Genomic DNA, 24,541 nt, shown 5'->3' on the forward strand with positions numbered 1-24,541 from the left:
GATGAACAAGCAATTCAAACCGTATCCGTTCACTGCGAAAAAATACGCAGCACGCGTGCCGCAACTTAAGGCTGGCGTGGACGCGCAGCGCCATGCGGTGACGATCGTCGGCGGCGGTCCCGTTGGTCTCGCCGTCGCGCTCGGTCTCGCGAATCACGGCGTGCGCAGCGTGCTGATCGAAGCGGACGATTCCGTCTGTTACGGCAGCCGCGCAATCTGTATCTCGCGACGGAGCCTGGAAATCATCGAACGGCTCGGCGCTGTCGATGGTTTTCTGAAAACGGGCTTGCCGTGGACGGGCGGGCGCAGCTTCTACCGCGAGACGGAAGTGCTGCACTTCACGATGCCGCAGGACGAAAACCAGAAGCTGCCGCCGATGGTGAACCTCGCGCAATATCACATCGAACAGTTTCTGCTCGATGCCGCGGAGAAGCGTGCCGATCTGATCGATATCCGCTGGCAGACGCGCGTGAAGTCGATCGATTCACGCGACGACGGCGCGACGCTGCAATTGACCACATCCGATGGCGACTATGCGCTCGAAACCGATTGGGTCGTCGCCGCCGATGGAGGGCGCAGCACGATCCGCGAAGCGCTTGGCCTGCAGTTGCAGGGCACGAGTTATGAAGGGCGCTATGTGATCGTCGATATCGAACTGCAAAGCGATCGTCCGACTGAACGGCTTGCGTATTTCGATCCTTCGTCGAATCCGGGTTCGACGGTGCTCGTGCACAAGCAGCCGGACAACGTGTGGCGTATCGACTATCAACTGCGTGATGGCGAAGATGCCGAGCAGGCGGTGAAGCCTGAAAACGTGATGCCGCGCGTGCAAAGCCTGCTCGACATGATGGGCGAAAAGGGCGAATGGTCGCCGATCTGGATCACGATCTACAAGGCCAATGCGTTGACGCTCGAACGGTATCGTCATCAGCGTGTGATGTTTGCTGGCGATGCCGCGCACCTTGTGCCGATCTTCGGCGTGCGCGGCGCAAATTCGGGTATCGACGATGCGGACAATATCGCGTGGAAGCTGGCATTTGTGGCGAAGGGGCTGGCATCGGCTTCGCTGCTCGACAGCTATTCGGATGAGCGTGTCGCTGCGACGCACGAGAACCTGAGCTACGGCACGAAGAGCACCGAGTTCATGGCGCCGCCTTCGTTTGCATTCGATCTGATGCGCAAGGCTGTGTTGAGTCTTGCTGTGAAGCATCCGGGTGTGCGCTCGCTGATCAATCCGCGGCAGACATCGGCGATTACTTATACGCAATCGCCGCTTAACGTTGCCGACGGCGATGCGTTTAATGCGGGGCCGGTGCCGGGCGCTGTGCTCGCCGAGTATCCGTTGACGATCGCCGAAGGCGGCCATGCGCGCGAAGCGCATCTCACCGATCTCGTCGGTGCTCGCTTTACTGCGCTGTGTTTTAGCGAAGAGGGCGATGTGCCCGCTGAATTCACCGCGCTTGCGCAGACGCTGCGTGAGCGTGGCGTACCGTTCAAGGTCGTGCCGCTGAGCGCGCGGTTGAACCCGCGAGCGCAGGGCGTGCACGCGTGGGATCACACGGGGCGCATCTTCGAGCGTTACGACGCGCAGCCCGGTACGCTGTATCTCGTGCGTCCGGATGGCCATGTGCTCGGGCGCTGGCGCGATGCGCGTGCAGCCGATGTCGAAGCTGCGATCACACGTGCGCTTGCCTGATGAACCGATCGAACGAATGGAGAACGCAATGACTGATGCAGAACTCGATACCGTCTACACGCGCCTGTGCAAGACGATGACGCAAGTCGGCGAGGCAAACGCGCCGATGTTTCTGGCGCGCTTTGCGCTGCTGGCGATCGAGAAAATTGGTGATGCCGATGTGTCGTCGAAGCTGATCGATGCGGCTAGTGATGGAGTAGATAAGAGTTGAGGTTCTCTACCGCTGCGCGATCGACCACTCATGCGCAGCGAACCGCGTCTCGAACCGCGACAGGAACGATTGTCCAAGCAGGCCGTCGATACCAGCCCCGAAGCTGCGTGCACCTTTGTCATCAACGGTCACAGGCACATTCGATGCCGCGACGCCTGTCAGGCTGACGTTATCTGCCTGCGTGAGCCTGACGTCTCTCGCGCCGTTTGCCGTTTGAACATGAATGGTCTGAGCGTGATCGAAGGCGACGTGGGCGCGTTGCGCGAAGGTGGAAGTCAAGGACACATACGACGCGCCGGTGTCCACGATGAAGGTGCCTTCCGTTCCATTGATCCTGGCGCGAACCTGAATCGTATCGCCGGTGCGACGCGGGAATGTCGCGTGTCCTGATGCATAGCTCGACGGGCAACTTTGCTTCGACGCGTATCGCTCGATCATCGATTTCGCTTGTGCGTTGTCCGCGCGATCCGGGCTCGCGGACATCCACATGCGGATCATGCCGATCGCGTCGCAATATCGGCCTTTTCGGGCGTGAATATCGGCGGCGCGGATGAACAGGTTGCTGGTAATGATCGCGTGGTCCGCTTCCAGATTGATGACCTGCATATAGTCGCTCAACGCAGCATCGTAGCGTTCTGCGTCTTCATTTGCGCGCCCGCGGTCGAAGTAGTACTGCGGATCGAGCGGATTGGCGGCCACCAGTCTGTCCAGCACCGAGACGGCTTCCGCAAAATTGCCGGTGGCAAGCAGGTTGTCCGCTGCGGCACTCAGGAAGCCATCGGCTTTGCCGCAGTGATCGACGAACTGCAGGAGAGTCCGGCTGACGTCCGCGTGATAACCCAACGCGTCGAGATTGCCGCTGAGCACGCCCATCGCGTCGCGGTTGCAAACTTCTGCGCTCAACTGGATGAGTGAGCGATAGATTTCCGGCTTTTTCAGATCCGATCCGGCGACGCCCGACAGATGATATGTGTCGACGGCGGGCTTGATTTCCGCTGGAACGGACAATGTTGGCAAACGTGCGTCACAACCTGTCAATGTGCCCAGCGTCAACAAGGCGATCACGTGCACCGAAAGCGATTTTTTCATTATTGCGGATTGCAGAGAATGCGAAATCCGCCGAATCTAATCGAAGGCGCGCGTCAACGCTGTCAATCTTTGTCAACGCTCTCCGATGCCTTGTCCACGTCCTCGTCTAGTTCACGGATCAAGGCGTCAACCGCGACATAAAGATCATCGACAACCTTCGCTCCAACCTGATCTTCCAGCGCGCGATACTCCGCTTCCAGCATCGGCGCCATCTTCTCCACGATCTCGGCGCTCTGCGCGGTCAGCGACACGCGCACCCGCCGCTGATCGTCCTCGAAGCGTTCCTTCGTCACGTGTCCGAGATCTTCCATGCGCGCGAGCACGCCAGCGAGGCTCGGACTCGAAATCGTGCACAGCGCGCAGATCTGGCGCGGTTCCAGCGGCCCGTTTTCGTGCAGCGCGCGGATGATGCGCCATTGCTGCTCGGTCAGCCCCCGCGCGGTGAGCAGCGGGCGGAAACGCGCCATCATGAGTTCGCGCGCTCGCAGCAGCAGCATCGGCAGATTGCGATGCATCGCGAGCGGCGTGGCAGTGCGGGTTCGGGTCGTCGCCATGGTATCCAGCAGGAAAATACGATTCGCTAGGATATAAGTAAATCGACGTCCGCGACAGTCGCGCACTACGGCTTTTCTTTAGGTCACCTGGTATTTTCGAAGGCTTCGACGGATTTTTGACGCTGGCTAAAATTGGAGAAAGCAGCGCGCCAACCGCGAAAAACCGCGAACTGTCGCGCGCAACCGACGAAAACGCCCAGGACAAACCCTCGGACGTATTTCCCCGACCGCTTGGTCGGTTTATTCTACGCAACTCAGCAGATTTTTTGAGGGCACTGTGTACGTCCATCACCAGTTCTTCAACGATGCCGATGACCACGCGGCCGCGCTGCGGGGCTGGGATCAGCGGTACGACCAGATCGGCTCGGGCGCGTTTCGCAGCGCGGTGAAACAGGTCGAGCTGGATGGTGTGCAGGTGTTCCATGAATCGGCGAATCTGCGCGTCGTGCAGCGCGGGCAGTTGCCGGACAATCATATGACGTTTGGCATTCCGCTCGCGGGCGCCGGCGCATTTTCGTTCGGCGGCGTGCGTATCGATCGCGGCGGCTTCGTGATGGCGCAAGGCGGCATGCCGTTCGAGTTTCACTCGCCCGACGAGATGGCGCTGATCGGTGTCGTCGTCGATTCGGACATGCTGCAATGCATCGCCGATTGCGCGGGCGTCGATCTCGACGACAACCTGTTCCGGCGCACTGTGCTCGATATTCCGAACGCGGCTTGTACGCGCGCGGGCCTGCAGCTCGCGACGCTGATCGAACGCGTGATGGCGCAGCCCGATGCCTTCGACGACGTGCACGCGCAACGCGCGGTGCGCAATCAGGTCAGCGAGGCACTCGTCGATCTGCTCGCGTATCACGTGCCTGCATCGTCGAACCGGCTGACCTATGCATGTCAGGCCGATATCGTGCGACGCATTCACGACTTCGTCGTCAACCATCCCGAAGAGCCTATCGATATCGAAAGCCTCTGCAAGCAGCTGCGCGTCAGCCGTCGCACGGTGCAGAACAGTTTTCAGGCGGTCGTGCAGACCAATCCGCTTGCGTATGTGCGTTCGTTGCGGCTCGCGCAAGTGCGGCGTCTGCTGCTCGATACGCGACAGGCGGATCTCTCCGTCAGCGATGCCGCCGCGCAATGGGGCTTCGTGCATCTCGGGCATTTCGCCAATGCGTACAAGGCGCAGTTCGGCGAGCTGCCTTCGCACACGGCGCGCAGGTCGGCGCGTGTCGTCTTGGCGCGTTAAGCGTCGAGCGTCGTTTCGAACTTCAATCCGTTAATGCAAAAAAGAATCCGCGCTCGCAAGAACGCGGATTCAAAGGCACGCTTGAGCGGAGACTACAAGCGGCTTGATCGTCAACAGACTTTGACGAGGAGAGATCGGCTCACTGCGCTTAACCGTGGTTGTGCGCGGGATTGCGGCACACGCTGGCCTGTACGTTCGAGTCGTTCCAAGCCGAACCGAGGATGATGCTGCAGAAGTTCAGGCGCTTGTATTCCGGGTCTTTCAGCGCGAGCACGTCGGCCTTCACGTTGCCGAACGTCGTCAGCGGCTTGTGTTTCGTGCCGTTCGCGAACGCATCGATGATGTTTTCCTTGAAGTTCTCGCCGCGCGGATGCGCTGCAACGACCAGCTTGCGGTCTTCCGTCGAGAACTCGTTGTAAGCGAGACCCAGCACGTCCATTTCGACGCCGGCCGTGACCAGCGCGACCACGGGCTTCTTGTATTGCGGAATGCCCGGCGTCGTATGCAGCGCGATCGAATCCCACACCATTTCGATGTCGTTCTCACCGATCCCATAACCAAGCAGAAAATCGCGCGCAGCATTCGCGCCGTCGACTTCGAAGCGATCATGCGCGCTGCTGTACTTTTCCATCAGGCCCATGTCATGGAACATCGCGCCGATGTACAGCAATTCCGGGTCGTACTTCAACTGCTTGCGTTGTCCCGTCAGCGCGCCGAACAGGAACACGCGACGCGAGTGGTGATAGAGCAGATCGGTTTCGGTGTCGCGCACGAGTTGCGTCGCTTCGCGTGCCATCTTGCTGTCGGGGATCTTGATGCCTGCAATGATTTCGCTCATTTCGGTTCTCCAGAACGTGATCGGTAGTGGCCGTTCGCTGTGTCGAATTGAGCGATCGGCGTGTGATCAAAGTGTAGGGAGAGCCCTTCTGCGGGGCAAAAGCATTGATACACGCGATCCTGCCAACCGGGCGCGGTTTTCTGCCAACGTCGGTGGGACGTGCTCGAGGTGAGGGTTTTCGGGAGCTTTAGAGCGGACGATCGTTGCCGGTTCAACTATCAGGTGCGGTTGCGCGCGCGCACCGTTCGCGTGTACGAGGCGATCATCGTCGCGAGTTCTTGCGCGGCGGGTGTGAGCGGCGCGGCGGCGCGTTGCAGCACGCAGACGTCTTGCGGGGCGACGCGTTCGCGCACGTCGATTGTCGTCAGCACGCGCGCGAACGGCCCGCGCTTCGTCACGACGGCTGCTTCCAGCGACAGGCAATCCGTCTCACTCACCAGATGCAGCGACTCGAACAGCCCTTCGACCGTCGACACGATGCGCGGCGGCTCGAGACCGTAGTGCGCGAACAGATCATTGAGCCGATGCGCTTGCGGATCGTCGGTGAGATTCGGCGAGCGGGTCGCGATCCACGAACAGTCGGCGAGCTCGGCCAGCGACTTCGCATGCGCCATCGGATGGCCGCGCCTGCACACGACGACAGGATCCGACGGATACAGCTTCGTGACGGACAGATCGGTCGTATCCGTGTGCTTCGAGACGAGCGCGACGGCGAAATCGAGTGTGCCTTCGCGTATCCACTGAATCATCATCCGCGACGTGCCGGTACGCATATGCGCGGCCACGCGCGGAAAGCGCTCGCGAAACTCGGTTAGCACGGGTGCGCCGGCGTCGATCAGCGGCTCGGTTGTCAGGCCGAACGTGACCTGTCCCGTGTATTCGCCGCGCAGTTGCTGCGCTTCGTGTTCGGCGCGCGCGCATTCACCGAGGATCGTCGCCGAGCGTTGCAGCATGCGCTGGCCGATCGCCGTCAGCGCGATGCCGCGATTAGTGCGAGTAAAAAGCGTTGCGCCGAGCATCGATTCGAGATTCTGCAACTGCTGCGTGATGCCGCTCTGCGCGATGCCGAGCGCGCGCGACGCCGCGCGGATGCTGCCGTGCTCGGCGACAGCCGTGAAAACACGAAGTTGGGAAATGGTCAGGGCCATCGGCGGCAGCGTGCGAACTGGCGATCATCAAAAGTGATCATGATAGACAGATTTGCACTTTTTTGTGTCACTGCGGCGTCGTAGGATCGGCTCGGAAACCACCCCATCACAGCCGACTACAGGCCGTTCGCCATGAAGATTTCGTTGATACTTCTCCTTGCCGCACTGGGTTTAGCGGGCCAAAGCGCGTTCGCACGCGATAACGACACGGTTCGTCTCGGCATCGACCCGACCTATCCGCCGATGGATGCGAAAGCGCCCGACGGCAGTCTCAAAGGCTTCGATGTCGATCTCGGCAACGAAATCTGCAAGCGCATTCACGCCCGTTGCGAATGGGTCGAGCTGGAGTTCTCCGGCATGATCCCGGCGCTGCAGGCACGCAAGATCGACGCGATCATGTCGTCGATGGCAATTACCGCGAAGCGCGAACAGCAGATTCTTTTCTCGTCGAAGCTGTTCCAGTTCAAGTCGCGGCTGGTCGCGAAGCAGGGCACGGCGCTGAACGGCAGCGCGCCCGCGACGCTTGCCGGCAAGCAGATTGGCGTGCAGACGGGCACACAGTTCGAGTCGTTCGCGCAGTCGCACTGGGCGCCCGCGGGCGTGCACGTGGTCGCCTACAAGGGTCAGGACGAAGTCTTCAGCGATCTGATCAACGGGCGCCTGGACGGCGCGCTGCTCGGCACCGTCGAAGCCGACTATGGCTTCCTTCGCACGCCGCAAGGCAAGGGCTTTGCGTTTGTCGGCGAGCCGCTCGATATGGGCGATCGCGGTGTTGGCATCGGCCTGCGCAAGGACGAAACGGCGTTGCAGACGTCGATCAACACGGCAATCGCGTCGATGCGCAAAGACGGCACTTACGCGCAGATCGCGCACAAATATTTCGACTTCGATCCGTACGGCAACTGATCGAGTTTTATTTCGACCGACATTCAGAAAAGTCACATGAACAGGCAATCGATTCCGCTTCTCTCGCCCGCCGTCGGCACGTCACGCGAGGTCGTCGCGTTCCATTTCGGCCCGAAAAACAGCGGGCAAAAGATCTACATCCAGTCTTCGCTGCACGCCGACGAAACGCCCGCGATGCTGACGACGGTGCTGCTCAAGCGCCGCCTCGTCGAACTTGAAGCGCAAGGCTTGCTGAAGGCCGAAATCGTGCTCGTGCCGGTCGCGAATCCTGTTGGTCTTGGCCAGCATGTGCTCGGCCAGTTCATCGGCCGCTTTGAGACGGGCAGTGGCAAGAACTTCAACCGGCATTTCATGCAGTTCACGACCTTGCTGGATCGCGCGAAAGACCGGCTTGGCCCCGACGCGCAGCAGAACCGCAACCTGATTCGCGAACTGGTGCGCGAGCAGCTGGATGCGCAAAAGCCGCTGACCGAATACGAGTCGCTGCAACTCGCGTTGCTGAAGCTGTCTTATGACGCCGACGTCGTGATCGACCTGCATTGCTCGCTCGAAGCCGTGATGCACGTCTACACGAGCGAAGCGGGTTGGCCGGAGATCGAGCCGCTCGCGCGCTATCTGCGCTCGGAAGCGTCGTTGCTCGCGACGGACTCGGGCGGTCAGGCGTTCGACGAAGCGCACAGCCTGTTGTGGTGGCATTTGCAGCAACAGATGCCTGCGGGCAAGCCGGTGGCCACTGGCACTGTCGCTGTGACGATCGAATGCCGTGGACAGCGCGACGTTTCGTACGTAGTCGCGCAGCAGGACGCCGATGCGCTCGTCGACTATCTGACGCATCGCAAGGCAATCGAAGGGAAGGCCAAGCCGCTGCCGGAACTGCCGACGCCTGCTACGCCGCTCGCGGGCAGCGAGCAGTTCTATGCGCCGGTTAGCGGCATCCTCGTGCATCGAGTGAAGATCGGCGACTGGATTCGTGCTGGCGACGCGTTGTTCGATATCGTCGATCCGCTGACGGACGAAACTACGACCATCACGAGCAATACGGAAGGCGTGCTCTACATGCGGCGCGCAATTCGCTTCGTGACGGCGGGTGCACCGCTTGGGCGAGTGACGGGAACCAAGGCGTTCCGTACCGGCGTGTTGCTCGGCGCGTGACGCGCCGTGAGTTGGAGATGGGGCAGGCCGAGAGTTTAGGCGCATAAACTTTGGGCCTGGGCGGCGCGCATCGACACGTCTCGACAACGGCCGCCGGCGCGAGTTTATGCGCATCAACTCGCCCGACTGCCGTGCCTTCCTACGGCGCAATGCGGCGCGATCCGATGATTGCGCCGCTCTTACATCACTTCATCAAGCCACGTTGAACCGCGCAGCCGGCTTCGTGTGCGACAGATTCGGTCCAAGCGCCGCACGCGCGGATTCGAACGTCTGCCAGTCGGCGTAATCGGGCAGCGACGGAATCGTCGCGAGCTCGCCCTGATCGAACCCGACCAGCGACGCATCCACCATCTGCTCCGCCGACATCACGATGCCGCGTTCTTCGACCATCGCGATCGGCACGCCCGCAACGTCCCAGAACTCGGTGCGCGTTGCGCCCGGCAACACGGCTTGCACCTTGATGCCCTTGCTCGCCAGTTCGTGATGCAGCGATTGGGTGAACGCGAGCACGAAAGCCTTCGTGCCGCCGTAGACACCGTTCAGGATTTCCGGCGCGATCGCCACGATCGACGCGATGTTGATGATATTGCCGGCGCCGCGCGCGACGAAACCGGGCACGATCGCATACGTGAGACGCGTCAGCGCGACCACGTTCAGCTTGATCATCGATTCCATCTTGTTGACGTCCGACTCCACCAGCGGCGAGGCAGCGCCAACGCCCGCGTTGTTCACCAGCATCGTGATGCTAGCGTCGGTGCGCAATACGTTCTCGACGCGGCGGACATCGGCGTCGTCATTCAGATCGGCGGCGACGATTTCCACCGAGCGGCCCGTTTCGTTCGAAATACGTGTTGCCAGTTGTTCGAGGCGCGCACGGTTGCGGGCGACGAGGATCAGATCGTAGCCGCGTCGCGCGAGACGGTCCGCATAGATTGCGCCGATGCCCGACGATGCGCCCGTCACGACGGCCGTGCCGAGATTCGCTGCGATGTTGGAAGAGTTCGACATGTTCAATGCTCCAGGTATTTAGAGGGCACAGGCGACGCCGCGTCGTCTGCATGTACGCCAGATTAGGTGCATACTCACATGACCTCAACGTCATAGATCCCACTTTTTCGGACATCGCTGGAGCCAAGCTATGCTGCGCGTCGGAATCGTTCTGTATCCCGGTTTTCAGGTGATGAATCTCGGCATGACGAGCGTGCTGGAATTCGCTAACCGCGAAATGAGCGAGCCGCTGTACGACTTCGTGCTGCTCTCCGAGCAAGGCGGCCCCGTGGCATGCTCGTCCGGTTTCGAGGTGTCGACGCAGCCGTTCGACGACAGCCGCTTCGACACGATTCTCGTCGTCGGCGACAACGATCTGCAGCCGTCGCGGCCATCGCTGATCGAATTTTTGAAGCGCGCGGCGCCACAGGCGCGACGGGTTGCCGCTGCCTGCACGGGCGCGTTTCATCTGGCCGAAGCTGGCCTGCTCGACGAAAAACGTGCGACCACGCACTGGTACTACGCCGCCGACATGCGCAAACGTTATCCGGCCGTGAAAGTGGAAGAGGACCGCATCTTTATCATCGATAACGACGTGTGGACCTCGGCGGGCATGACGGCGTGTATCGATCTCGCGCTGGCATTCGTCGAGAAAGATGCGGGCGTGGAACTCGCGAGACATGTCGCGCGCAAGCTCGTCGTGTATCACCGGCGCGCGGGCGGTCAATCGCAGTTCTCAGCGTTGCTCGAACTCGCGCCGAAATCCGATCGGATCCAGACGGCGCTCTCGTACGCGAGGCGCAATCTGAGCACGCCGCTTTCGGTCGAACAGCTCGCCGATGCCGCGCATCTGAGCCCACGGCAATTCACGCGCGCATTCAGAGAAGAGACGGGACAGACACCCGCGAAGGCAGTTGAACGTTTGCGCGTCGAAGCAGCGCGCCTGATGCTCGAAACGGGACGGCATGGCGTCGACGTGGTCGCGCGCGATGTCGGCTTCGGCGATCCCGAGCGCATGCGGCGAGCGTTTCTGCGTGCATTTGGCCAGCCGCCTCAGGCGATCCAGCGCATGGCGCGCGGCATCGAATGACGCGATTTAACGCTTTGGTAAGCGTGTGTAATTTACCGCTATGCGCCTGATAGAACGCTCTTTAAAGGGCTTCAGCCAGCGTGCCAATAACGTTTTAAATATTCATTAAAGATTTTCTGTGAGTGGTCCGTAATAAGACGGGTCTGGGACGCCGCCGCAACGCAAGCACCTCGCGTGTGACGGGCAAATATTCCCGATACACGCGGCGTCATGGTCAGGCGCCCTCCAGAACCCCGAAGGAAATCTCACAGATGAAAAGGCTGTTGGTCACGCTTGCTGCGGGCGTCGCGCTGTCTGCGCCCGTTGCACACGCTCACGAAATCTATGGTCAGGTCGGCACGGAAGGCCTCGGTATCGGCTTCTCCGAACCCCTCGGCACGCGCGACAACATCCGCGCCGAATTCAACGGCTTTGCGCTCTCGCACGATTTCAGCGCGGGCGGACTGAACTACGACGGCAGGGCCAAGATCTATCACGGCGGCCTGTATCTCGACTTCTTCCCGGCGCCCGCGACGGTGCCGTTCCGCATCACCGCGGGCATGATCATCGGCGGCGACAATGTGTCGGGCGATGCGACCAGCCCGAGCGGCACGGTCAACATCAACGGCACCAACTACGCGACGAACGGCGAGACCGTGCACGCGAAGGCGAAGTATCCGACGGTGCGTCCCTATATCGGCATTGGCTTTGGCCATACGCCTGTCGCGCAGAAGGGCTTCTCCGCGTTTTTCGACGCTGGCGTGACCTATGGACGTCCGCACGTGACGCTCGACGTCCCCGCGGACATCGTCGCGGAAGCCGGCCAGGCGAACGTCGATCAGGAACGCCAGGACCTTCAGGACAAGGCAGACAAATGGCGCTGGTACCCGATCGTCAAGGTCGGTGTGACGTACCGCTTCTGATCGCCGCGCGGCGCACAAAATGCAACGGCTCGCCATCGATGATGGCGAGCCGTTTTTCTTTGCACGCGAACGCAACTGGCGGCGGCGAGCCCGCCACGTTGCGCGTCGTCTGGCGCGGGCTCAGCCAGACTCAGATATTCAGCTTCGACACTTTGGTGCCCGCGAGCGACACGTCGGCCATCAGGCCGGAGTTCGTCATCACGATCGCTTCGACGGGCGCGGTTGCCGTTGTCGTATCGAGCGCGCCGTTTGCGCCCACCTTCAACAGCGCGACCGATGCATCGGCGCCCGCCGACCAGCCTTTGGAATTCTGGAATTTGTCGAGCGCGTCCTGCGTCATGAAGAGGAAGATGATCGCCTTCGACTGGGCGCCCAGCTGCAGGCCAAACGAGCCGGAAATCGTGCTGTAGTAACCGGCTGTGCTGCCGCCTACGCGCAGCGCGCCTTCGCCATATTGCCCGCCCACCACGAAGCCGACCTGAAGCACAGAAGGAAACACGAGCACGCCACGCGCTTTGGCGATCAGTTCGCGCGAGCCCTGCACGGTGGTGTAGAGCTTCGAGAGCGTGCCGTCGACGCTGGAATCGATTGATTGCCGCTTCGACATGTCGGTTGCGGCCGACTCGCCGCTGCTCTTGGTGGTGGTGCAGCCTGATATCAGCAGACCGCCGTATGCGAGTGCAGCAACACTTGCTGTCACGAAGTGTCTTCTTTGCATTGTCGTTCTCCGTCTGTGAAGCATGGAAGGTGAAATGCACGTTTGCACGCGTGGACCCGCGCAAGCGCAACAGCGACGCTTTCTCCACCAATATCAGAAACGAGTTGTGGTGCGCAAATTGTTTTGTGGTGCATTTGGGGGATGAGAGTGTGTTGCTGTGTGAAATGGTAGGTGTGATTGTTTATGGGTTTGTTTTGGTTTTGGTTTTGGTTTTGGTTTTCGCTTTCGCTGGCATCCGCGTTTTGTTACTGGTGCTTCAAGCGTTGCCCCTGTGCGGGGCGGCACTTACTTTCTTTGCCGCCGCAAAGAAAGTAAGCAAAGAAAGCGGGCTAACACCGCCCGTTCTTGACCGCTGCCTGAGGGCCCCCAACAGTTCCTCCACTTCACACGGCGTTCTGCCATTCACTGCCCGTTGCCAGCGCTCCGAACGGACGCCTCACCCGCTTCAATCACCCGTAGCGCAGCGAACGGCAGCGAATGGTTGCAGCCGCCCAGGTGGCAAACTGTGTGTAGCTCGTAGTACTCCACGCCTCAGCGCTCTTACGACACCGATCGTGTTTTTCAGTCCGGAGTGAAGCGCATACGTCGCGAAAGCCTACACACAGTTTGCAGCTATAGAACGTGCGCGATGCGATCGCGCATGTGGCGACGCGGGAGTGTGGAGCGGGTGATGAGCCAATTCGGAGCGTTGGCAGCGGGCATCAAGAAGAACGATGCCGCGTGAAGGATAAGAACCTGTGGGGGCCCTCAGGCAAAGACAAGAGCTTGCGGTGTTCAGCGGCTTTCTTTTGCCTACTTTTCTTTGCCGCGGCAAAGAAAAGTAGGTGCCGCCCCGCACAGGGGCAACGCGTGAAGCACCAGCAACGAAACGCGGATGCCAGCGAAACCCCAAGCAAACCTAACCGGGCGTCGCCAACAATCACCCCACGCTACGAACGCTAACCTTCGAAACAACCCCAGGCAACGCCTCACTAGCCGGCACGGCCTCATCAATCGACGTCCTCCCGCCATCGCGGAAAAACGCCTGCTCTGCAGCCTTATTCAACACGAGCACACTGATCCGCCGATTAGTCGGCTCATCAGCAACATTCGCATTAAGAGGCAAAACATCCGCGAGACCTCGCACCTGCAACAGCTTGTCTTCGCGCATGCCGCCCGCGACCAGCGCGCGCCGCGCCGCGTTCGCGCGTTCCGACGACAGCTCCCAGTTCGAGTACCCCGCCGGCCCATTCGCGTAAGTAGCAGCATCCGTGTGACCCGCAATCGAAATGCGATTGTCGACGTCATTCAGCGCCGCGCCGATCTGCGTGAGGATCGTCGCCGCGTAGTCCTGCAGCTTCGAGCTGCCCGTCGCGAACATCGGGCGCTTCAACGAATCGACGATCTCGATACGCAAGCCTTCGTTCGTAATCGAAATGCGGATTTGATCCTTGAACGCCTTCAACGCAGGCGTTTGCTCGATCAGCGCGGAAAGCTTCGACTTCAACTGTTCGAGACGCGCGGTATCGTTCGGCACCATCGCTGCCTGCGTGAGCGTCGGTTTCGCGGGCTCCTGCTGAGCCTTCCTGCCGTCGCCGGGGCGCGTGTCGGACATGTCGCGCCCGCCGCCCTGAATCACGTTCGGACGCGCCGCAGCCGTCCCTTCGTTGCCGCCGAGCAGGCTCGACAGCGGCGTATTGAAGTAATCCTCGATGCCCTGCTTCTCGAACTTCGAGGTCGAACCGAGCAGCCACATCAGCAGGAAGAAGGCCATCATCGCGGTCACGAAGTCCGCGTAGGCGATTTTCCATGCGCCGCCGTGATGCCCGCCGTGTCCATCGCCCTTCTTCGAGCGGCGCACGATCACGGGCGCGGCTTTCTCGCTCGCCTCTTCGCCGCGAGGTCGTCTTTCGGCCATGCCGTTCTCCCTTTACGCGAGCGTCAGGCCGACTTCGGCATCTTGGTGGCGCGCACGGCGTCGTCGAGCTCCTGGAAGCTCGGACGGTCTGCCGTGAACAGCACCTTGCGGCCGAATTCGATCGCGACGGGCGGCGCGTAGCCCGACAGCGACGCGAGCAGCACGGCCTTTACGCACTGAAACGGCTTCGCTTCCGCGCGGCCCTTCGCGTTGAGCAGATCGGCAACGGGGCCGATGAAACCGTACGCGAGCAGGATGCCGAGGAACGTGCCGACCAGCGCGCCCGCGATCATTTCGCCGAGCACCGCGGGCGGCGCGCCGACCGAGCCCATCGTGTGCACGACGCCCATCACGGCCGCGACGATGCCGAATGCCGGCAGACCATCGGCCATCTTCTGGATCGCGTTTGCGGGCACCGACGATTCGGCGTGGTGCGTTTCCAGTTCTTCATCCATCAGATCCTGCATTTCGAGCACGTTGACATTGCCCGTCGCCATCATCCGCAGATAATCGACGATGAAATCGAGCAGATGATGGTCTTTCAAAACATGCGAATACTTCTGGAAAAGCGCGCTTTCTTCCGGTGCATTCACATCGGCTTCGAGCGCCATCATGCCTTCCTTACGGGCTTTTTGAAGCAGCTCGTAAAGCAGCGCAATCAGTTCGAGATAAACCTCTTTCGAATAACTGCCGCCCTTGAAGCATCCGGGCAAAGCCTTAATGGTTTTCTTCAACACCGAAACGGGATTGCTGACAACGAACGCACCCATCGCCGCGCCGAAAATGCACAGCAGCTCGAACGGCTGCACCAGCGCGGGCAGATGGCCGCCCACGCCCAGAAAGCTCCCGATCACAGAGCCGAGAACCAGCACCCAACCAATAGCGACAAACATGGACCCTCTCCAATTTTGAGCACCTGCGGTACGCGTGACCCGGCAGGTTTTACTGCATCAAAAATGCGTACCGTTTTGTTAATTCCGTGAAGGTGGTAACGGCTGGATAGGCGTTTCGCTGAAGTGCGGGCAAAGCCGAATGGGGAAAATATTTTCGACGATTTGATTTATATCGATGCGTCGGTCGTTTTTACTGGCATCGTTCTTACCGATCGCTGATTTAAAACCGATAATCGGCTCGCGGTCGGCAACATGCGTGGGATCTTTAGTGCGTGGGAAAAATAAAAGCGCGGAATAAACCGCCGCGCCATTCAGAGAAAGTCGTCACACGCAAACTCCGGTTTCGAAAATGTCCGCACCTTCGGCAGCTCACGAGTGAGTCGATTAGGCCGCTAATCGACTCAAATCACGAGGCGATTAGCGGCCTAATCGACTCTGAGTCGGATATACTGACAATCGACTCAGAACATGAGTCGATTGAAGCCCGCAAACGCCTCAACGTTGATCCGCCGCCATGCCACCAACTTCATCGCTCATCTGGAAAGCCCCTTTATGGCCCGGCATGCGCTACGACGCAGTTCGCGTCGGCGGTGAACTGGCACGCGCGCACCGGGCACAGGGGATCGTGGAGGGCAAGCTGGCGGGTCTGGGCTTCGAACAGCGCCTCGAACTCGCTGCCGAGGCCTGGAGCCAGGACGCAGTGGCGACGGCAGCCATCGAGGGCGAACGTATCGACCTCACCGCCGTGCGCTCGTCCGTGGCGCGGCGACTCGGTGTTGGGGATCAGGGTGGACCGAACGCGCCCCGGAGCGTCGAAGGCCTGCTGGACATCATGGACGATGCGGTACTGCAGCGTGAGGCGCCGCTCACGCACGATCGCTTGTGTGCATGGCAGGCTGCTCTCTTTCCTACCGGCTACTCCGGCATGACGAAAATTCTGGTCGGGGCGTACCGCGAGCATGCCGAGCCGATGCAAATCGTCAGCGGTAGGGTCGGACGCGAGAAGGTTCACTATGAGACGCCCGCGTCAGCGCAAGTGCCGGCCGAAATGCAGAAGTTTCTGGACTGGTTCAACGCAGCGACGGAACACGACAATCTGGTCAAAGCCGCACTCGCTCATTTGTGGTTTGAGACGATCCATCCCTTTGAGGACGGCAACGGCCGCGTCGGCCGGGTCCTTATCGACCTTTTGCTGGCGCGCGACAGCGGTGAGGTCAGCCGTCTGATTCGCACCTCGCAGCGCCTGCTGGACAAGCGACGCGACTACTACGAGCAGTTGGAGCGTGCCCAGCACGGCGGACTGGACGTGACTGAATGGGTTCTGTGGTTCGTGGAGCAGGTGCGGGTGTCGTGCGAAGAAGCGTCCCGGGTCGTGGACGCGTCGCTCGAAAAAGCCATGTTCTGGATGAACCATAAGGACAAGGCACTCACGCTTCGGCAGCGCAAGGTCGTCAACCTTCTGCTCGATGCCGGTCCTAACGGTTTCGAAGGGGGCATGAGCACGCGAAAGTACGAGAGCGTAGGTGAGACGTCGCGGGCCACGGCGTCGCGTGAACTTATCGAACTCGAGGATATGGGGCTACTGAGCAGGGTGGGCGCCGGTCGCTCGACACGGTACTACCTGAACATCGCGGGCTGGGGGCCGGCGGACACGGGCGAGGTCGAAACGCCCTGATTTGCCGCTGTTACGCGGACTGCCGGCAATCTTCAACACGAAGCAAATCGACTTGCTCGTCGAACGCGCGTGATCTCACTGCGGCGCAGCCGTCGCATCCGAAGCGGGCGAAGCTGCAACAGCCGGCGTATCGTCGAACATCGCAGCGGCCGCTGCTGCCGCCGCCGCCTCATCGTGCGCGGTGGTTGCCGCGGACACAGGCGCCGCCGAGGCAACAGGCGTAGCCGCCGTAACAGCATGCGGCTGCAGCGTCGAAGGCGCCGGCATGATCACAGGCGCCGCACTGCCGCCCGGCGTCGTCGACATCGGCGCGACAACCAGCGACGGCGCGGGAGCGGGCATAGGCAGCGGCGTGGCCTCGACCGAATTGCCCGGTACCGGCACGCTGCGCACCACATTCGCCAGATAGTGGCTGATCAGATTGAAGAAGCCGTCGTAGAACTTGCCCGACTGGATCGTCTCGCTGGAAATCTTCACCATGGCGTCGCTGTTCTGGCGGATCGGCAGCGACAGCGAGCCGAGCACGCTCAGCCCGACGCTCGCCGACGTATCGCTCTTCTTCAGCGCGTAGCCGCTTTGCACCGCGTTCACGTAGACGATGCTGCTGTTGGTCGCATCATCGCCCGCCGTGCAGACGATGTGGAATTCGACGGTGAAGTGCGAGTCGCTGGCGGGCTGGAAATTCTTGCTGGCGTCGACGGTATCGGGGCGCACCAGCGTCGTCATGTAGCCCTGGCTCAGCAGCGCGCGGCGCGCGCCTTCACAGGCTTCCGTGCTCGTGACCTGAAACGTGCGCGTGTAAGGGCTCGTGCCGCTGCTGAAGAAATCCTCCTGCAGCTTTGCCTTGGGCGGCGTCGAGCACGCGCCGAGCGCGGCAAGCACGGGCAGGGACAATGCGAGAGCGAGACGGGACGGGCGGCTGAACATGATGAAGAAGCAGACAACGGGCATCGGACGGCATGCATTGTAGTGCGGTTTGATGGCAAGCCGTTATTACATCGGCTGACAGCCCGATGCGCCGACGCGACGCCCGAAACAGGGCGCGGACGCTCGCCCATGTCGTGCAAGGCACGAGCGCCGTCGCCGTATCTCTTACGAAGTATTTCGAAGTCTGGCCATGTCAGCTCACCCAGCTTTGCGCCGTGCGCGGCAGCTCGACCGTAAAGATGGTGCCGATAATGTCGTCCGATTTGCCCGTCACTTTGCCGCCATGCATGTGCACGATCTTGTGCACGATATGCAGCCCGAGGCCCAGCCCTTCGCGCGTGCGTTCGCCGGGGCCGAACGCTTCGAACAGATGCGGCAGCACGCCAGCGGGAATCGCGCCGCGATTGCTGACCGTCAGGCGGAGCCATTTCGAGTCGTCGGCGTCGATATCGACGGTAATCGGGCTGTTCTGCTCGCCGTGGTGCAACGCGTTGCTGATCAGATTCGAAATGGCCTGCCACAGCAGATCGGTGTCCCACGTGCCCGTCGTATTGCCGCGCGACGTAAACGCGATCTGGCCCGCGCGTTCGTGCGTCGCGAATTCTTCGATCACGCCGCGACACAATGTCGCAAGTTCGCTCGCGCGCGGTTGCAACTGCATGCGGCCGCCTTGCAGGCGCGCGAGATTCAGCAGTTGATGCACCATCCGAGACATGCGCTGCGAACTGTTGCGAATGCGTCCAGCGACGGTCGCGGACTGCTCATCGGGCGCCGAGCGCACCAGATATTCCGCCGACGCCAGCACCGTGCCGAGCGGCGTGCGCAGATCGTGGCCGAGCACGGCCATCAGCATTTCATTTGCTTCGAGCAGTTGCTGCGTGGCGAGCAACTGGTCGGCGAGCTGGCGCTTGTGCTGCTCCAGTTGCACGAACACGTCGACTTTCGATTGCAAAATGCGCGGATCGAACGGCTTGTGCAGGAAGTCGACGGCACCCGCTTCGTAGCCGCGGAAGGTCCGCGACACGTCTTCCGCCGTGGCCGTCAGAAAGATGATCGGCACGTGCGACGTGCGCGGGCTGCCGCGCATCAGCGACGCCAGCTCGAAGCCGTTCATGCCGGGCATGTTGACGTCGAGAATCGCGAGCGCGGCTTCGTGCTTGAGCAGCAGGTCGAGCGCGGCCGTGCCGGAATTCGCGACCAGCAGCTCGATGCCCGGCCGCGCCAGCAGCGCCTCCAGCGCCGTGATGTTATGGGCGATGTCGTCGACGATCAGAATGTTGACGGATGAATTCCTCATGTCATTGTTCTAGTGTGAGGCGGCAAACCGGCAAGACGCCGGGCCATCTGGGTTGGAGAAAGCACTTCGTCGGCGGCGCCGCGCTCGATGGCCGCGCGCGGCATCGTCGCCGACACAGCCGTTTGCGGATCCTGCACCCACGCGACGCCGCCCATCGCGCGGATCACTTCGAGGCCGTGTGCGCCGTCGTCGTTGGCGCCAGACAGCAATATGCCCACCAGCCGCTCGCGATACACGTGCGCAGCGGATTCGAACAGCACGTCGATGGACGGACGCGAGTAGCGCACCGTCGAATCGATCGACAGCGCGACGGTGCGGTCGTCGTCGATCAACATGTGATAGCCAGGCGGCGCGAGATGCACGCGGCCCGGCAGCACCGGCTCGCCCGCGTCCGGCTCGACGACGGGAATCGCGCAGCGATAGCCGAGCGTTTCGGCCAGCCGGCTCGGCGAATCGGCGGGCAGGTGGGAGACGATCAGCACCGCGACCTGGAACGAAGCGGGCAGCGCGGGCAACAGCACGTTCAATGCATCGATTCCGCCCGCCGACGCGCCGATCGCCACCGCCTCAAACGCGCGCGCGTCTCCCGGCGCGGCAGCGCCCGGTGAGGAAGGTCGGCGAGGTGTGTTCATACGCGTCGATCGATCGTTCGATGGTTAAAGCCTGCGCAGTCTAGCGCTTCTGGTAAATGCGCTCGCGTTCGCGGAATTCTTCGAATGCATCGTACTGCGTCGAAAAACGCAGGCTCTCTTTACTGCCGAGTCCGAGAAAGCCGCGCCGCACCAGCGTGTCCTTGAAGAGTCCCAGCGCGCGGTCCTGCAGGCCGCGATCGAAATAGATCAGGACATTGCGGCACGACACGAGATGCGCTTCCAGAAAGACCTCGTCGGTCGACAGGCTGTGATCGGCGAACACGACGCGCTCTTTCAGCGGCCCCGAAAAGCGCGCGCCACTATAAGCCGCATGATAGTAGTCGGCGAGCGAGCGCTTGCCGCCTGCCGCCAGATAGTTGCGCGTGAAGCCCGCGATGCGGTCGAGCGCGTAAATGCCCGCCTCGGCGCGCGCGAGTGCGTCGGGGTTGATATCGGTGGCGTAGAAGAGCGTGCGCTCGGTGAGGCCCGCTTCGTCGAACAGGATTTTCAGCGACCAGAGTTCTTCGCCTGTGCTGCAGCCGGCCACCCAGACCTTGATCGACGGATACGTTTGCAACACGGGCAGCACGTGATTGCGCAGCGCGAGGAAGTACGCAGGGTCGCGAAACATGTCGCTGACCTGCACCGTCAGGTAGTGAAAAAGCCGTACGAAATCCGCTTCGCTGCGCATGATCCTGTCCTGCAGCTGCGACAGTGTCGTCACGCCGAATTCCTCGAGCGCCTGCACGAGACGCCGCCGCAGCGACGACATCGAGTAATGGCGGAAGTCGTGCTGGTACTTCAGGTAGATCGCTTCCAGCAGCAGCTTCAGCTCGATGTCGAAATCGTGCATGCGTTGCGGCGAATCATCGTACGAGATACGGCTCATGGCAGACGGTTCCTCGCGGCTAGCGCTGCCGCAGCCACACGCGGCACAGCGAGATCAGCTTGTCGACGTCGATCGGCTTCGAGATGTAGTCGTCCGCGCCTGCTTCGAGGCAGCGCATGCGGTCTTGCGCCATCGCCTTCGCCGTCAGCGCGATGATGGGCAGATGCGCGAAGCGCGCGTCGCGGCGAATGTGTCCGATCGCGGTCAGGCCGTCCATCTCCGGCATCATGATGTCCATCAGCACGAGATCGACTTCGCGCCCGCTGTTCAGCGCTTCAAGTGCTTCGCGGCCGTTGCGCGCAATTTCGAGCTTCGCGCCGAGCGGCTCGATCACGTGCGACAACGCGAAGATATTGCGCACGTCATCTTCCGCGAGCAGGATGGTGCGACCTTCGAACTGGTTGTCGCGCTGGCGCACGGTGCGCAGCATGCGTTGCTGTTCCGGCGCGAGCGACGACTCGACGCTATGCAGGAACAGCGTCACTTCATCGAGCAGACGTTCCGGCGATTTCGCGCCCTTGATGATGATCGATTTCGAGTAGCGGCGCAGCCGGTGCTCTTCATCGCCCGACAGCATGCGGCCCGTGTAGACGATCACGGGCATCGCCTGGTGCGTGACGTCGGCGGCGAGTTGTTCGAGCAGATCGTAGCCGGTGCCGTCGGGCAGCGCGAGATCGGTCACGACGCAGTCGAAGAGCGTCGTCGACAGTTGCTCCAGCGCGCCCGCCAGCGTCGCGACGGCGACGATTTCCGTTGTCTCGCCTTGCAGCAGCGCGCGGATGCTCTCGCGCATCGCCGCGTCGTCTTCGATCACCAGCACGCGTTTCATACGTTGCTGCAGGCGGCTTTCCAGTCGACGAATCGCGGCTTCGAGCGTGGTGCGCGCCGTGGGCTTCAGCGTGTAGCCGACGGCGCCCAGATGCAGCGCCTTCTCCGCGTGATCGGTTGCCGACACGATATGAATCGGAATGTGACGCGTCGCAGGATCGTTCTTCAGCCATTCGAGCACCGTCAGCCCCGAACGGTCAGGCAGACCGACGTCGAGCAGCACGGCAGTCGGTTGCATGTCGCGCACGAGCGTGAGGCCCGTGGTCCCGTCGGCGGCATGGACGAAATCGAAGTCGAGTTCGTGCGTCAGGTCGCGCAGAATCTCGGCAAAAACGCGGTCGTCTTCGATAGCGAGGATCAGGCGGTTCTCGTGGCGGCGATTGTCGCGGTCATCGCCGATCGACGTCGACGCAGACGCGGCTACCGGTTCGACGACGGGCGGTGCAGCGGGCGCACTGCGCACAGGCAGCGTCAGCGGCTCGGCGGTTTGCGCCGTGCGCGCCTGCGTATTGGCCGGCCCTTGCAGCGGCAGCCAAAGCGTGAAGACGCTGCCTTTGCCCGGCTCGCTCGCAACGCTTACGCGGCCGCCCAGCAGCCGCGCGAATTCGCGCGAGATCGACAGGCCGAGGCCACTGCCGCCGTAGTGGCGGCTGGTCGAGCCGTCCGCCTGCTGGAACGCTTCAAAGATCAGTTCGAGCTTCTCGGCGGCGATGCCGATGCCCGTATCGCGCACATCGAAGCGCAGCGTGTTCGCGTCGCCGGCCGCGACCGTCAATGCAACTTCGCCGTGCTCGGTGAACTTCAAGGCATTCGACAGCAGGTTGCGCAGAATCTGCGCGACACGCTGGCCGTCGGTGGTGATCGTGTCGGGTACGCCGGGCGTGCGTTCCACCGTGAACTGCAAATGCTTCGCAGCCGCCATCGGCTCGAACAGTTCGCGCAGTGCCAGCAGCATCGAATCGACCGGCACCGTTTCGCTGTCGATCGTGATCTGCCCGGCTTCCACTTTCGACAGATCGAGGATGTCGTTGATCAGCACCAGCAGGTCGCTGTTCGACGCATGAATCGTTTCCGCGTAGCGCACCTGTTCTTCCGTCAGATTGCCCGTGCGGTTCTCCTGCAACAGACGCGCGAGAATCAGCGAGCTGTTCAGCGGCGTGCGCAATTCGTGCGACATGTTCGCAAGGAACTCGGACTTGTAGCGGCTCGACTGTTCCAGCCGCGCAGCGTTTGCTGCGAGTTCGTCCTGCGCTTCGAGCAGATCGGCCTTCTGACGCTCGAGGCGCTTCGCGTAGTCTTCGAGCTGAACGTTGGTCTGTTCGAGTTCCGCCTGTTGCGCCTCGAGCCGCGATTGCGATTCGACCAGCGCGCGGCCGCGTTCTTCGAGACCTTCATTCGATACGCGCAACTCTTCCTGCTGCACCTGAAGCTCTTCATTCAACTGCTGCGTTTCGGCAAGCGCATCCTGCAGACGTTCGCGGTACAGCGCGGCTTCGATGAAATCGCCCATGCTGTTCGCGATCAGATTCAGGAACTCGTGATCGCGCGGGCCGACGTTGTGCATGAAGCCGAGTTCGACCACGCCGTTCACGATGCCGTCGTTTTCGATGGGCAGCACGACGAGATTGCGCGGCGAACTCATGCCCGTGCCGGAGACGACTTTCACGTAATCGTCCGGGACGTCGTGCAAAACAAGCGTGCGGCGCGACGCGGCCGCCTGGCCGATCAGGCTTTCGGCTTCACGGAACGTGCGCGTCGCCTGTTCGCTTTCCTGGCTGAAGCCATACGTCGCAATGCGCTTGAGGCTGCTGGTTGCGCGGTCGCGCACGTACATCGCTGCGACCACGACTTCGAGGTACTCGGCGAGGAAATCGAGTATTGCGCGGCCGACCAGAGGCGGGCTCGACTGGCCGACAACTTTCTCCGCCAGCAGGCGCTGCCCGGAGCGCAGCCAGACCTGCTGCTGCAATACATCCGTGTGTTCAGCCTGGCGAGCGAGCACGCCGTCATACGACCCGGACAGATTCATCAGATCGCGCCGCCCGCGATACGCGATAAAGCCGCTGACCGACAGGCTGATGATCAGAAACACACCGACGAGCACGAACGTGACGCTGCGCGCGTCGCTGGAACGCTGTTGACGCAGCGCTTCTTCGACCGAGAGAAATTGCCCGAACAGTCGCCGTGTTTCGTCGAATTCGATCTTGCCGCGCCCGCTTTTCACCTGTTCCGTGTAATCCATGTTGCGGCGGCGCAGATCGATCATCTCCTGCGCGAACTGGTCCCAGCGTTGCTGCACGCCGCGAATGCGCTTCAACTGCTCGACTTGCGACGGATTGTCGGAGGTCAGTTGCGTCAGCGTGTTGATCTCGGTTTCGAAACGCGGCTGGCCAAGCTGATACGGCGCGAGGAAAGTCTCGTCGCCCGTAATCAGGAAGCCGCGCAACGCAGACTCGCGATCGACGGCAAGGCGTAGCATTTCGTTCGCGTTGCCGATCACGCGCTCCGAATGCTCGACCCAGCTCATCGTATTGACGAGGTACGCGATCAGCGCGACGAACAGCGCCATCGTGATGACGCCGAGCGCGAGCGGCAGCGCAATATTGCGGCGAATGATGCGACGAAAACTGATCTGATCGACAGCGGCAATAGCGGTCATTTTTGCTGCGCTGCCGCCTGGCTCGTGTGATGGATTCGGCATTTTTGACTGAAGAAAACGTTGGCGTCTGTAGTTGTAGCCGGAATGTGCGACTGCACGGCGATGCCCCGATTGCCGTGTCGCAATTCGTTGTATGGACAAGCGTTGGCAGTATCACATAGTGCCAGGCGTTCGTGTAATTGGACGCTGAGGCGGCAGTGCGCTGGAGGAAAGTGAGCGCTTATAGAAGGGGTGTGTGAAGCGGAGAGAAAAGCGCGCAAAACGTATGACGCGACCGCGCGCGTGAACGACTGCGCGCGGCCGGATTCGAAAG

General features: G+C 61.5%; 21 protein-coding genes. 8 read left to right on the forward strand and 13 right to left on the reverse strand.

The annotated features are described in order from the left end of the window. Position 1: 1 nt before the first annotated feature. Together G3O01_RS25635 and G3O01_RS25640 are read left to right on the forward strand one after the other, a co-directional pair. Complete coding sequence (locus tag G3O01_RS25635) at positions 2–1,696, forward strand: FAD-dependent oxidoreductase (protein WP_205809349.1); 1,695 nt, start codon at positions 2–4, stop codon at positions 1,694–1,696. Positions 1,697–1,724: 28 nt separating this feature from the next. Beyond that, positions 1,725–1,907 carry a hypothetical protein gene (locus G3O01_RS25640; RefSeq protein WP_205809351.1) on the forward strand — a complete coding sequence of 61 codons (183 nt, stop codon included), beginning with the start codon at positions 1,725–1,727 and terminating at the stop codon, positions 1,905–1,907. Positions 1,908–1,913: 6 nt separating this feature from the next. On the opposite strand, the gene G3O01_RS25645 is transcribed toward G3O01_RS25640, so the two are convergent. Both G3O01_RS25645 and hpaR read right to left on the reverse strand, forming a co-directional pair. After that, positions 1,914–2,996 (reverse strand): retroviral-like aspartic protease family protein, encoded by a 1,083-nt coding sequence (locus G3O01_RS25645; protein WP_205809353.1) that lies wholly within the window; start codon positions 2,994–2,996, stop codon positions 1,914–1,916. A 62-nt stretch (positions 2,997–3,058) separates the two neighbouring features. Next, the gene (gene hpaR / locus G3O01_RS25650; RefSeq protein ID WP_205809532.1) at positions 3,059–3,550 is read right to left on the reverse strand and encodes a homoprotocatechuate degradation operon regulator HpaR; all 492 of its coding nucleotides are present in this window, start codon (positions 3,548–3,550) and stop codon (positions 3,059–3,061) included. Positions 3,551–3,827: 277 nt separating this feature from the next. Between hpaR and G3O01_RS25655 the strand changes: the two genes are divergently transcribed. Then, entirely contained in the window at positions 3,828–4,790 is a 963-nt protein-coding gene (locus tag G3O01_RS25655; RefSeq protein WP_205809355.1) for a helix-turn-helix domain-containing protein, read from the forward strand. A gap of 148 nt (positions 4,791–4,938) precedes the next feature. Here G3O01_RS25655 and G3O01_RS25660 read toward each other — a convergent pair whose 3' ends face one another. Together G3O01_RS25660 and G3O01_RS25665 are read right to left on the reverse strand one after the other, a co-directional pair. Then, positions 4,939–5,628: an HD domain-containing protein gene (locus tag G3O01_RS25660; RefSeq protein WP_205809357.1), complete on the reverse strand. Its 690-nt coding sequence runs from the start codon at positions 5,626–5,628 to the stop codon at positions 4,939–4,941. Between the two features lie 218 nt (positions 5,629–5,846). After that, the gene (locus G3O01_RS25665) at positions 5,847–6,776 is read right to left on the reverse strand and encodes a LysR substrate-binding domain-containing protein (protein ID WP_205809359.1); all 930 of its coding nucleotides are present in this window, start codon (positions 6,774–6,776) and stop codon (positions 5,847–5,849) included. A 132-nt stretch (positions 6,777–6,908) separates the two neighbouring features. On the opposite strand from G3O01_RS25665, the gene G3O01_RS25670 reads away from it, so the two are divergent. Continuing rightward, on the forward strand, positions 6,909–7,682 hold the full coding sequence (locus G3O01_RS25670; RefSeq protein WP_205809361.1) for a transporter substrate-binding domain-containing protein: 774 nt from the start codon (positions 6,909–6,911) through the stop codon (positions 7,680–7,682). 36 nt (positions 7,683–7,718) lie between these two features. After that, positions 7,719–8,834 (forward strand): succinylglutamate desuccinylase/aspartoacylase family protein, encoded by a 1,116-nt coding sequence (locus tag G3O01_RS25675; protein WP_205809363.1) that lies wholly within the window; start codon positions 7,719–7,721, stop codon positions 8,832–8,834. A gap of 192 nt (positions 8,835–9,026) precedes the next feature. Here G3O01_RS25675 and G3O01_RS25680 read toward each other — a convergent pair whose 3' ends face one another. Further along, on the reverse strand, positions 9,027–9,842 hold the full coding sequence (locus tag G3O01_RS25680) for an SDR family oxidoreductase (protein ID WP_205809365.1): 816 nt from the start codon (positions 9,840–9,842) through the stop codon (positions 9,027–9,029). Positions 9,843–9,972: 130 nt separating this feature from the next. Here G3O01_RS25680 and G3O01_RS25685 point away from each other — a divergent pair, with 130 nt between their 5' ends. Further along, the gene (locus G3O01_RS25685) at positions 9,973–10,911 is read left to right on the forward strand and encodes a GlxA family transcriptional regulator (protein ID WP_205809367.1); all 939 of its coding nucleotides are present in this window, start codon (positions 9,973–9,975) and stop codon (positions 10,909–10,911) included. Positions 10,912–11,162: 251 nt separating this feature from the next. Further along, positions 11,163–11,813 (forward strand): hypothetical protein, encoded by a 651-nt coding sequence (locus G3O01_RS25690; RefSeq protein ID WP_205809369.1) that lies wholly within the window; start codon positions 11,163–11,165, stop codon positions 11,811–11,813. Between the two features lie 130 nt (positions 11,814–11,943). Here the strand turns inward: G3O01_RS25690 and G3O01_RS25695 are convergent, their stop codons facing one another. The 3 genes from G3O01_RS25695 to motA form a co-directional block, all read right to left on the reverse strand. Next, positions 11,944–12,531, reverse strand: a complete 588-nt coding sequence (locus G3O01_RS25695) for a YSC84-related protein (RefSeq protein ID WP_205809371.1) — start codon at positions 12,529–12,531, stop codon at positions 11,944–11,946. Between the two features lie 919 nt (positions 12,532–13,450). Next, positions 13,451–14,428, reverse strand: coding sequence for a flagellar motor protein MotB (gene motB / locus G3O01_RS25700; RefSeq protein ID WP_205809373.1), 978 nt, complete (start codon positions 14,426–14,428; stop codon positions 13,451–13,453). A gap of 23 nt (positions 14,429–14,451) precedes the next feature. Then, the gene (gene motA / locus G3O01_RS25705) at positions 14,452–15,321 is read right to left on the reverse strand and encodes a flagellar motor stator protein MotA (protein WP_205809374.1); all 870 of its coding nucleotides are present in this window, start codon (positions 15,319–15,321) and stop codon (positions 14,452–14,454) included. A 514-nt stretch (positions 15,322–15,835) separates the two neighbouring features. Here motA and G3O01_RS25710 point away from each other — a divergent pair. Continuing rightward, entirely contained in the window at positions 15,836–16,996 is a 1,161-nt protein-coding gene (locus G3O01_RS25710) for a Fic family protein (RefSeq protein WP_205809376.1), read from the forward strand. A gap of 75 nt (positions 16,997–17,071) precedes the next feature. On the opposite strand, the gene G3O01_RS25715 is transcribed toward G3O01_RS25710, so the two are convergent. The 5 genes from G3O01_RS25715 to G3O01_RS25735 form a co-directional block, all read right to left on the reverse strand. Beyond that, positions 17,072–17,947, reverse strand: coding sequence for a DUF2242 domain-containing protein (locus tag G3O01_RS25715; protein ID WP_205809378.1), 876 nt, complete (start codon positions 17,945–17,947; stop codon positions 17,072–17,074). 169 nt (positions 17,948–18,116) lie between these two features. Beyond that, complete coding sequence (locus G3O01_RS25720) at positions 18,117–19,220, reverse strand: hybrid sensor histidine kinase/response regulator (RefSeq protein ID WP_205809380.1); 1,104 nt, start codon at positions 19,218–19,220, stop codon at positions 18,117–18,119. Next, a complete protein-coding gene (locus G3O01_RS25725; protein WP_205809382.1) occupies positions 19,217–19,852 on the reverse strand; it encodes a chemotaxis protein CheB in 636 nt (211 codons plus the stop codon). Before G3O01_RS25725 ends, G3O01_RS25720 begins: the two co-directional genes overlap by 4 nt. 40 nt (positions 19,853–19,892) lie before the next feature. Continuing rightward, the gene (locus G3O01_RS25730; protein ID WP_205809384.1) at positions 19,893–20,741 is read right to left on the reverse strand and encodes a CheR family methyltransferase; all 849 of its coding nucleotides are present in this window, start codon (positions 20,739–20,741) and stop codon (positions 19,893–19,895) included. A 19-nt stretch (positions 20,742–20,760) separates the two neighbouring features. Then, positions 20,761–24,228 (reverse strand): response regulator, encoded by a 3,468-nt coding sequence (locus G3O01_RS25735; RefSeq protein ID WP_205809386.1) that lies wholly within the window; start codon positions 24,226–24,228, stop codon positions 20,761–20,763. Positions 24,229–24,541 lie beyond the last annotated feature (313 nt).

It is taken from the genome of Burkholderia sp. Ac-20365 (assembly GCF_017104715.1).
GTDB lineage: Bacteria > Pseudomonadota > Gammaproteobacteria > Burkholderiales > Burkholderiaceae > Paraburkholderia.

What these genes read in the sequence shown, in the direction of transcription:
- G3O01_RS25635 (WP_205809349.1), top strand. Translation starts at nt 2, where the DNA reads ATGAACAAGCAATTCAAACCGTATCCGTTCACTGCGAAAAAATACGCA.
- G3O01_RS25640 (WP_205809351.1), top strand. Translation starts at nt 1,725, where the DNA reads ATGACTGATGCAGAACTCGATACCGTCTACACGCGCCTGTGCAAGACG.
- G3O01_RS25645 (WP_205809353.1), bottom strand. Translation starts at nt 2,996, where the DNA reads ATGAAAAAATCGCTTTCGGTGCACGTGATCGCCTTGTTGACGCTGGGC.
- hpaR (WP_205809532.1), bottom strand. Translation starts at nt 3,550, where the DNA reads ATGGCGACGACCCGAACCCGCACTGCCACGCCGCTCGCGATGCATCGC.
- G3O01_RS25660 (WP_205809357.1), bottom strand. Translation starts at nt 5,628, where the DNA reads ATGAGCGAAATCATTGCAGGCATCAAGATCCCCGACAGCAAGATGGCA.
- G3O01_RS25665 (WP_205809359.1), bottom strand. Translation starts at nt 6,776, where the DNA reads ATGGCCCTGACCATTTCCCAACTTCGTGTTTTCACGGCTGTCGCCGAG.
- G3O01_RS25670 (WP_205809361.1), top strand. Translation starts at nt 6,909, where the DNA reads ATGAAGATTTCGTTGATACTTCTCCTTGCCGCACTGGGTTTAGCGGGC.
- G3O01_RS25675 (WP_205809363.1), top strand. Translation starts at nt 7,719, where the DNA reads ATGAACAGGCAATCGATTCCGCTTCTCTCGCCCGCCGTCGGCACGTCA.
- G3O01_RS25680 (WP_205809365.1), bottom strand. Translation starts at nt 9,842, where the DNA reads ATGTCGAACTCTTCCAACATCGCAGCGAATCTCGGCACGGCCGTCGTG.
- G3O01_RS25685 (WP_205809367.1), top strand. Translation starts at nt 9,973, where the DNA reads ATGCTGCGCGTCGGAATCGTTCTGTATCCCGGTTTTCAGGTGATGAAT.
- G3O01_RS25690 (WP_205809369.1), top strand. Translation starts at nt 11,163, where the DNA reads ATGAAAAGGCTGTTGGTCACGCTTGCTGCGGGCGTCGCGCTGTCTGCG.
- G3O01_RS25695 (WP_205809371.1), bottom strand. Translation starts at nt 12,531, where the DNA reads ATGCAAAGAAGACACTTCGTGACAGCAAGTGTTGCTGCACTCGCATAC.
- motB (WP_205809373.1), bottom strand. Translation starts at nt 14,428, where the DNA reads ATGGCCGAAAGACGACCTCGCGGCGAAGAGGCGAGCGAGAAAGCCGCG.
- motA (WP_205809374.1), bottom strand. Translation starts at nt 15,321, where the DNA reads ATGTTTGTCGCTATTGGTTGGGTGCTGGTTCTCGGCTCTGTGATCGGG.
- G3O01_RS25710 (WP_205809376.1), top strand. Translation starts at nt 15,836, where the DNA reads ATGCCACCAACTTCATCGCTCATCTGGAAAGCCCCTTTATGGCCCGGC.
- G3O01_RS25715 (WP_205809378.1), bottom strand. Translation starts at nt 17,947, where the DNA reads ATGCCCGTTGTCTGCTTCTTCATCATGTTCAGCCGCCCGTCCCGTCTC.
- G3O01_RS25720 (WP_205809380.1), bottom strand. Translation starts at nt 19,220, where the DNA reads ATGAGGAATTCATCCGTCAACATTCTGATCGTCGACGACATCGCCCAT.
- G3O01_RS25725 (WP_205809382.1), bottom strand. Translation starts at nt 19,852, where the DNA reads ATGAACACACCTCGCCGACCTTCCTCACCGGGCGCTGCCGCGCCGGGA.
- G3O01_RS25730 (WP_205809384.1), bottom strand. Translation starts at nt 20,741, where the DNA reads ATGAGCCGTATCTCGTACGATGATTCGCCGCAACGCATGCACGATTTC.
- G3O01_RS25735 (WP_205809386.1), bottom strand. Translation starts at nt 24,228, where the DNA reads ATGACCGCTATTGCCGCTGTCGATCAGATCAGTTTTCGTCGCATCATT.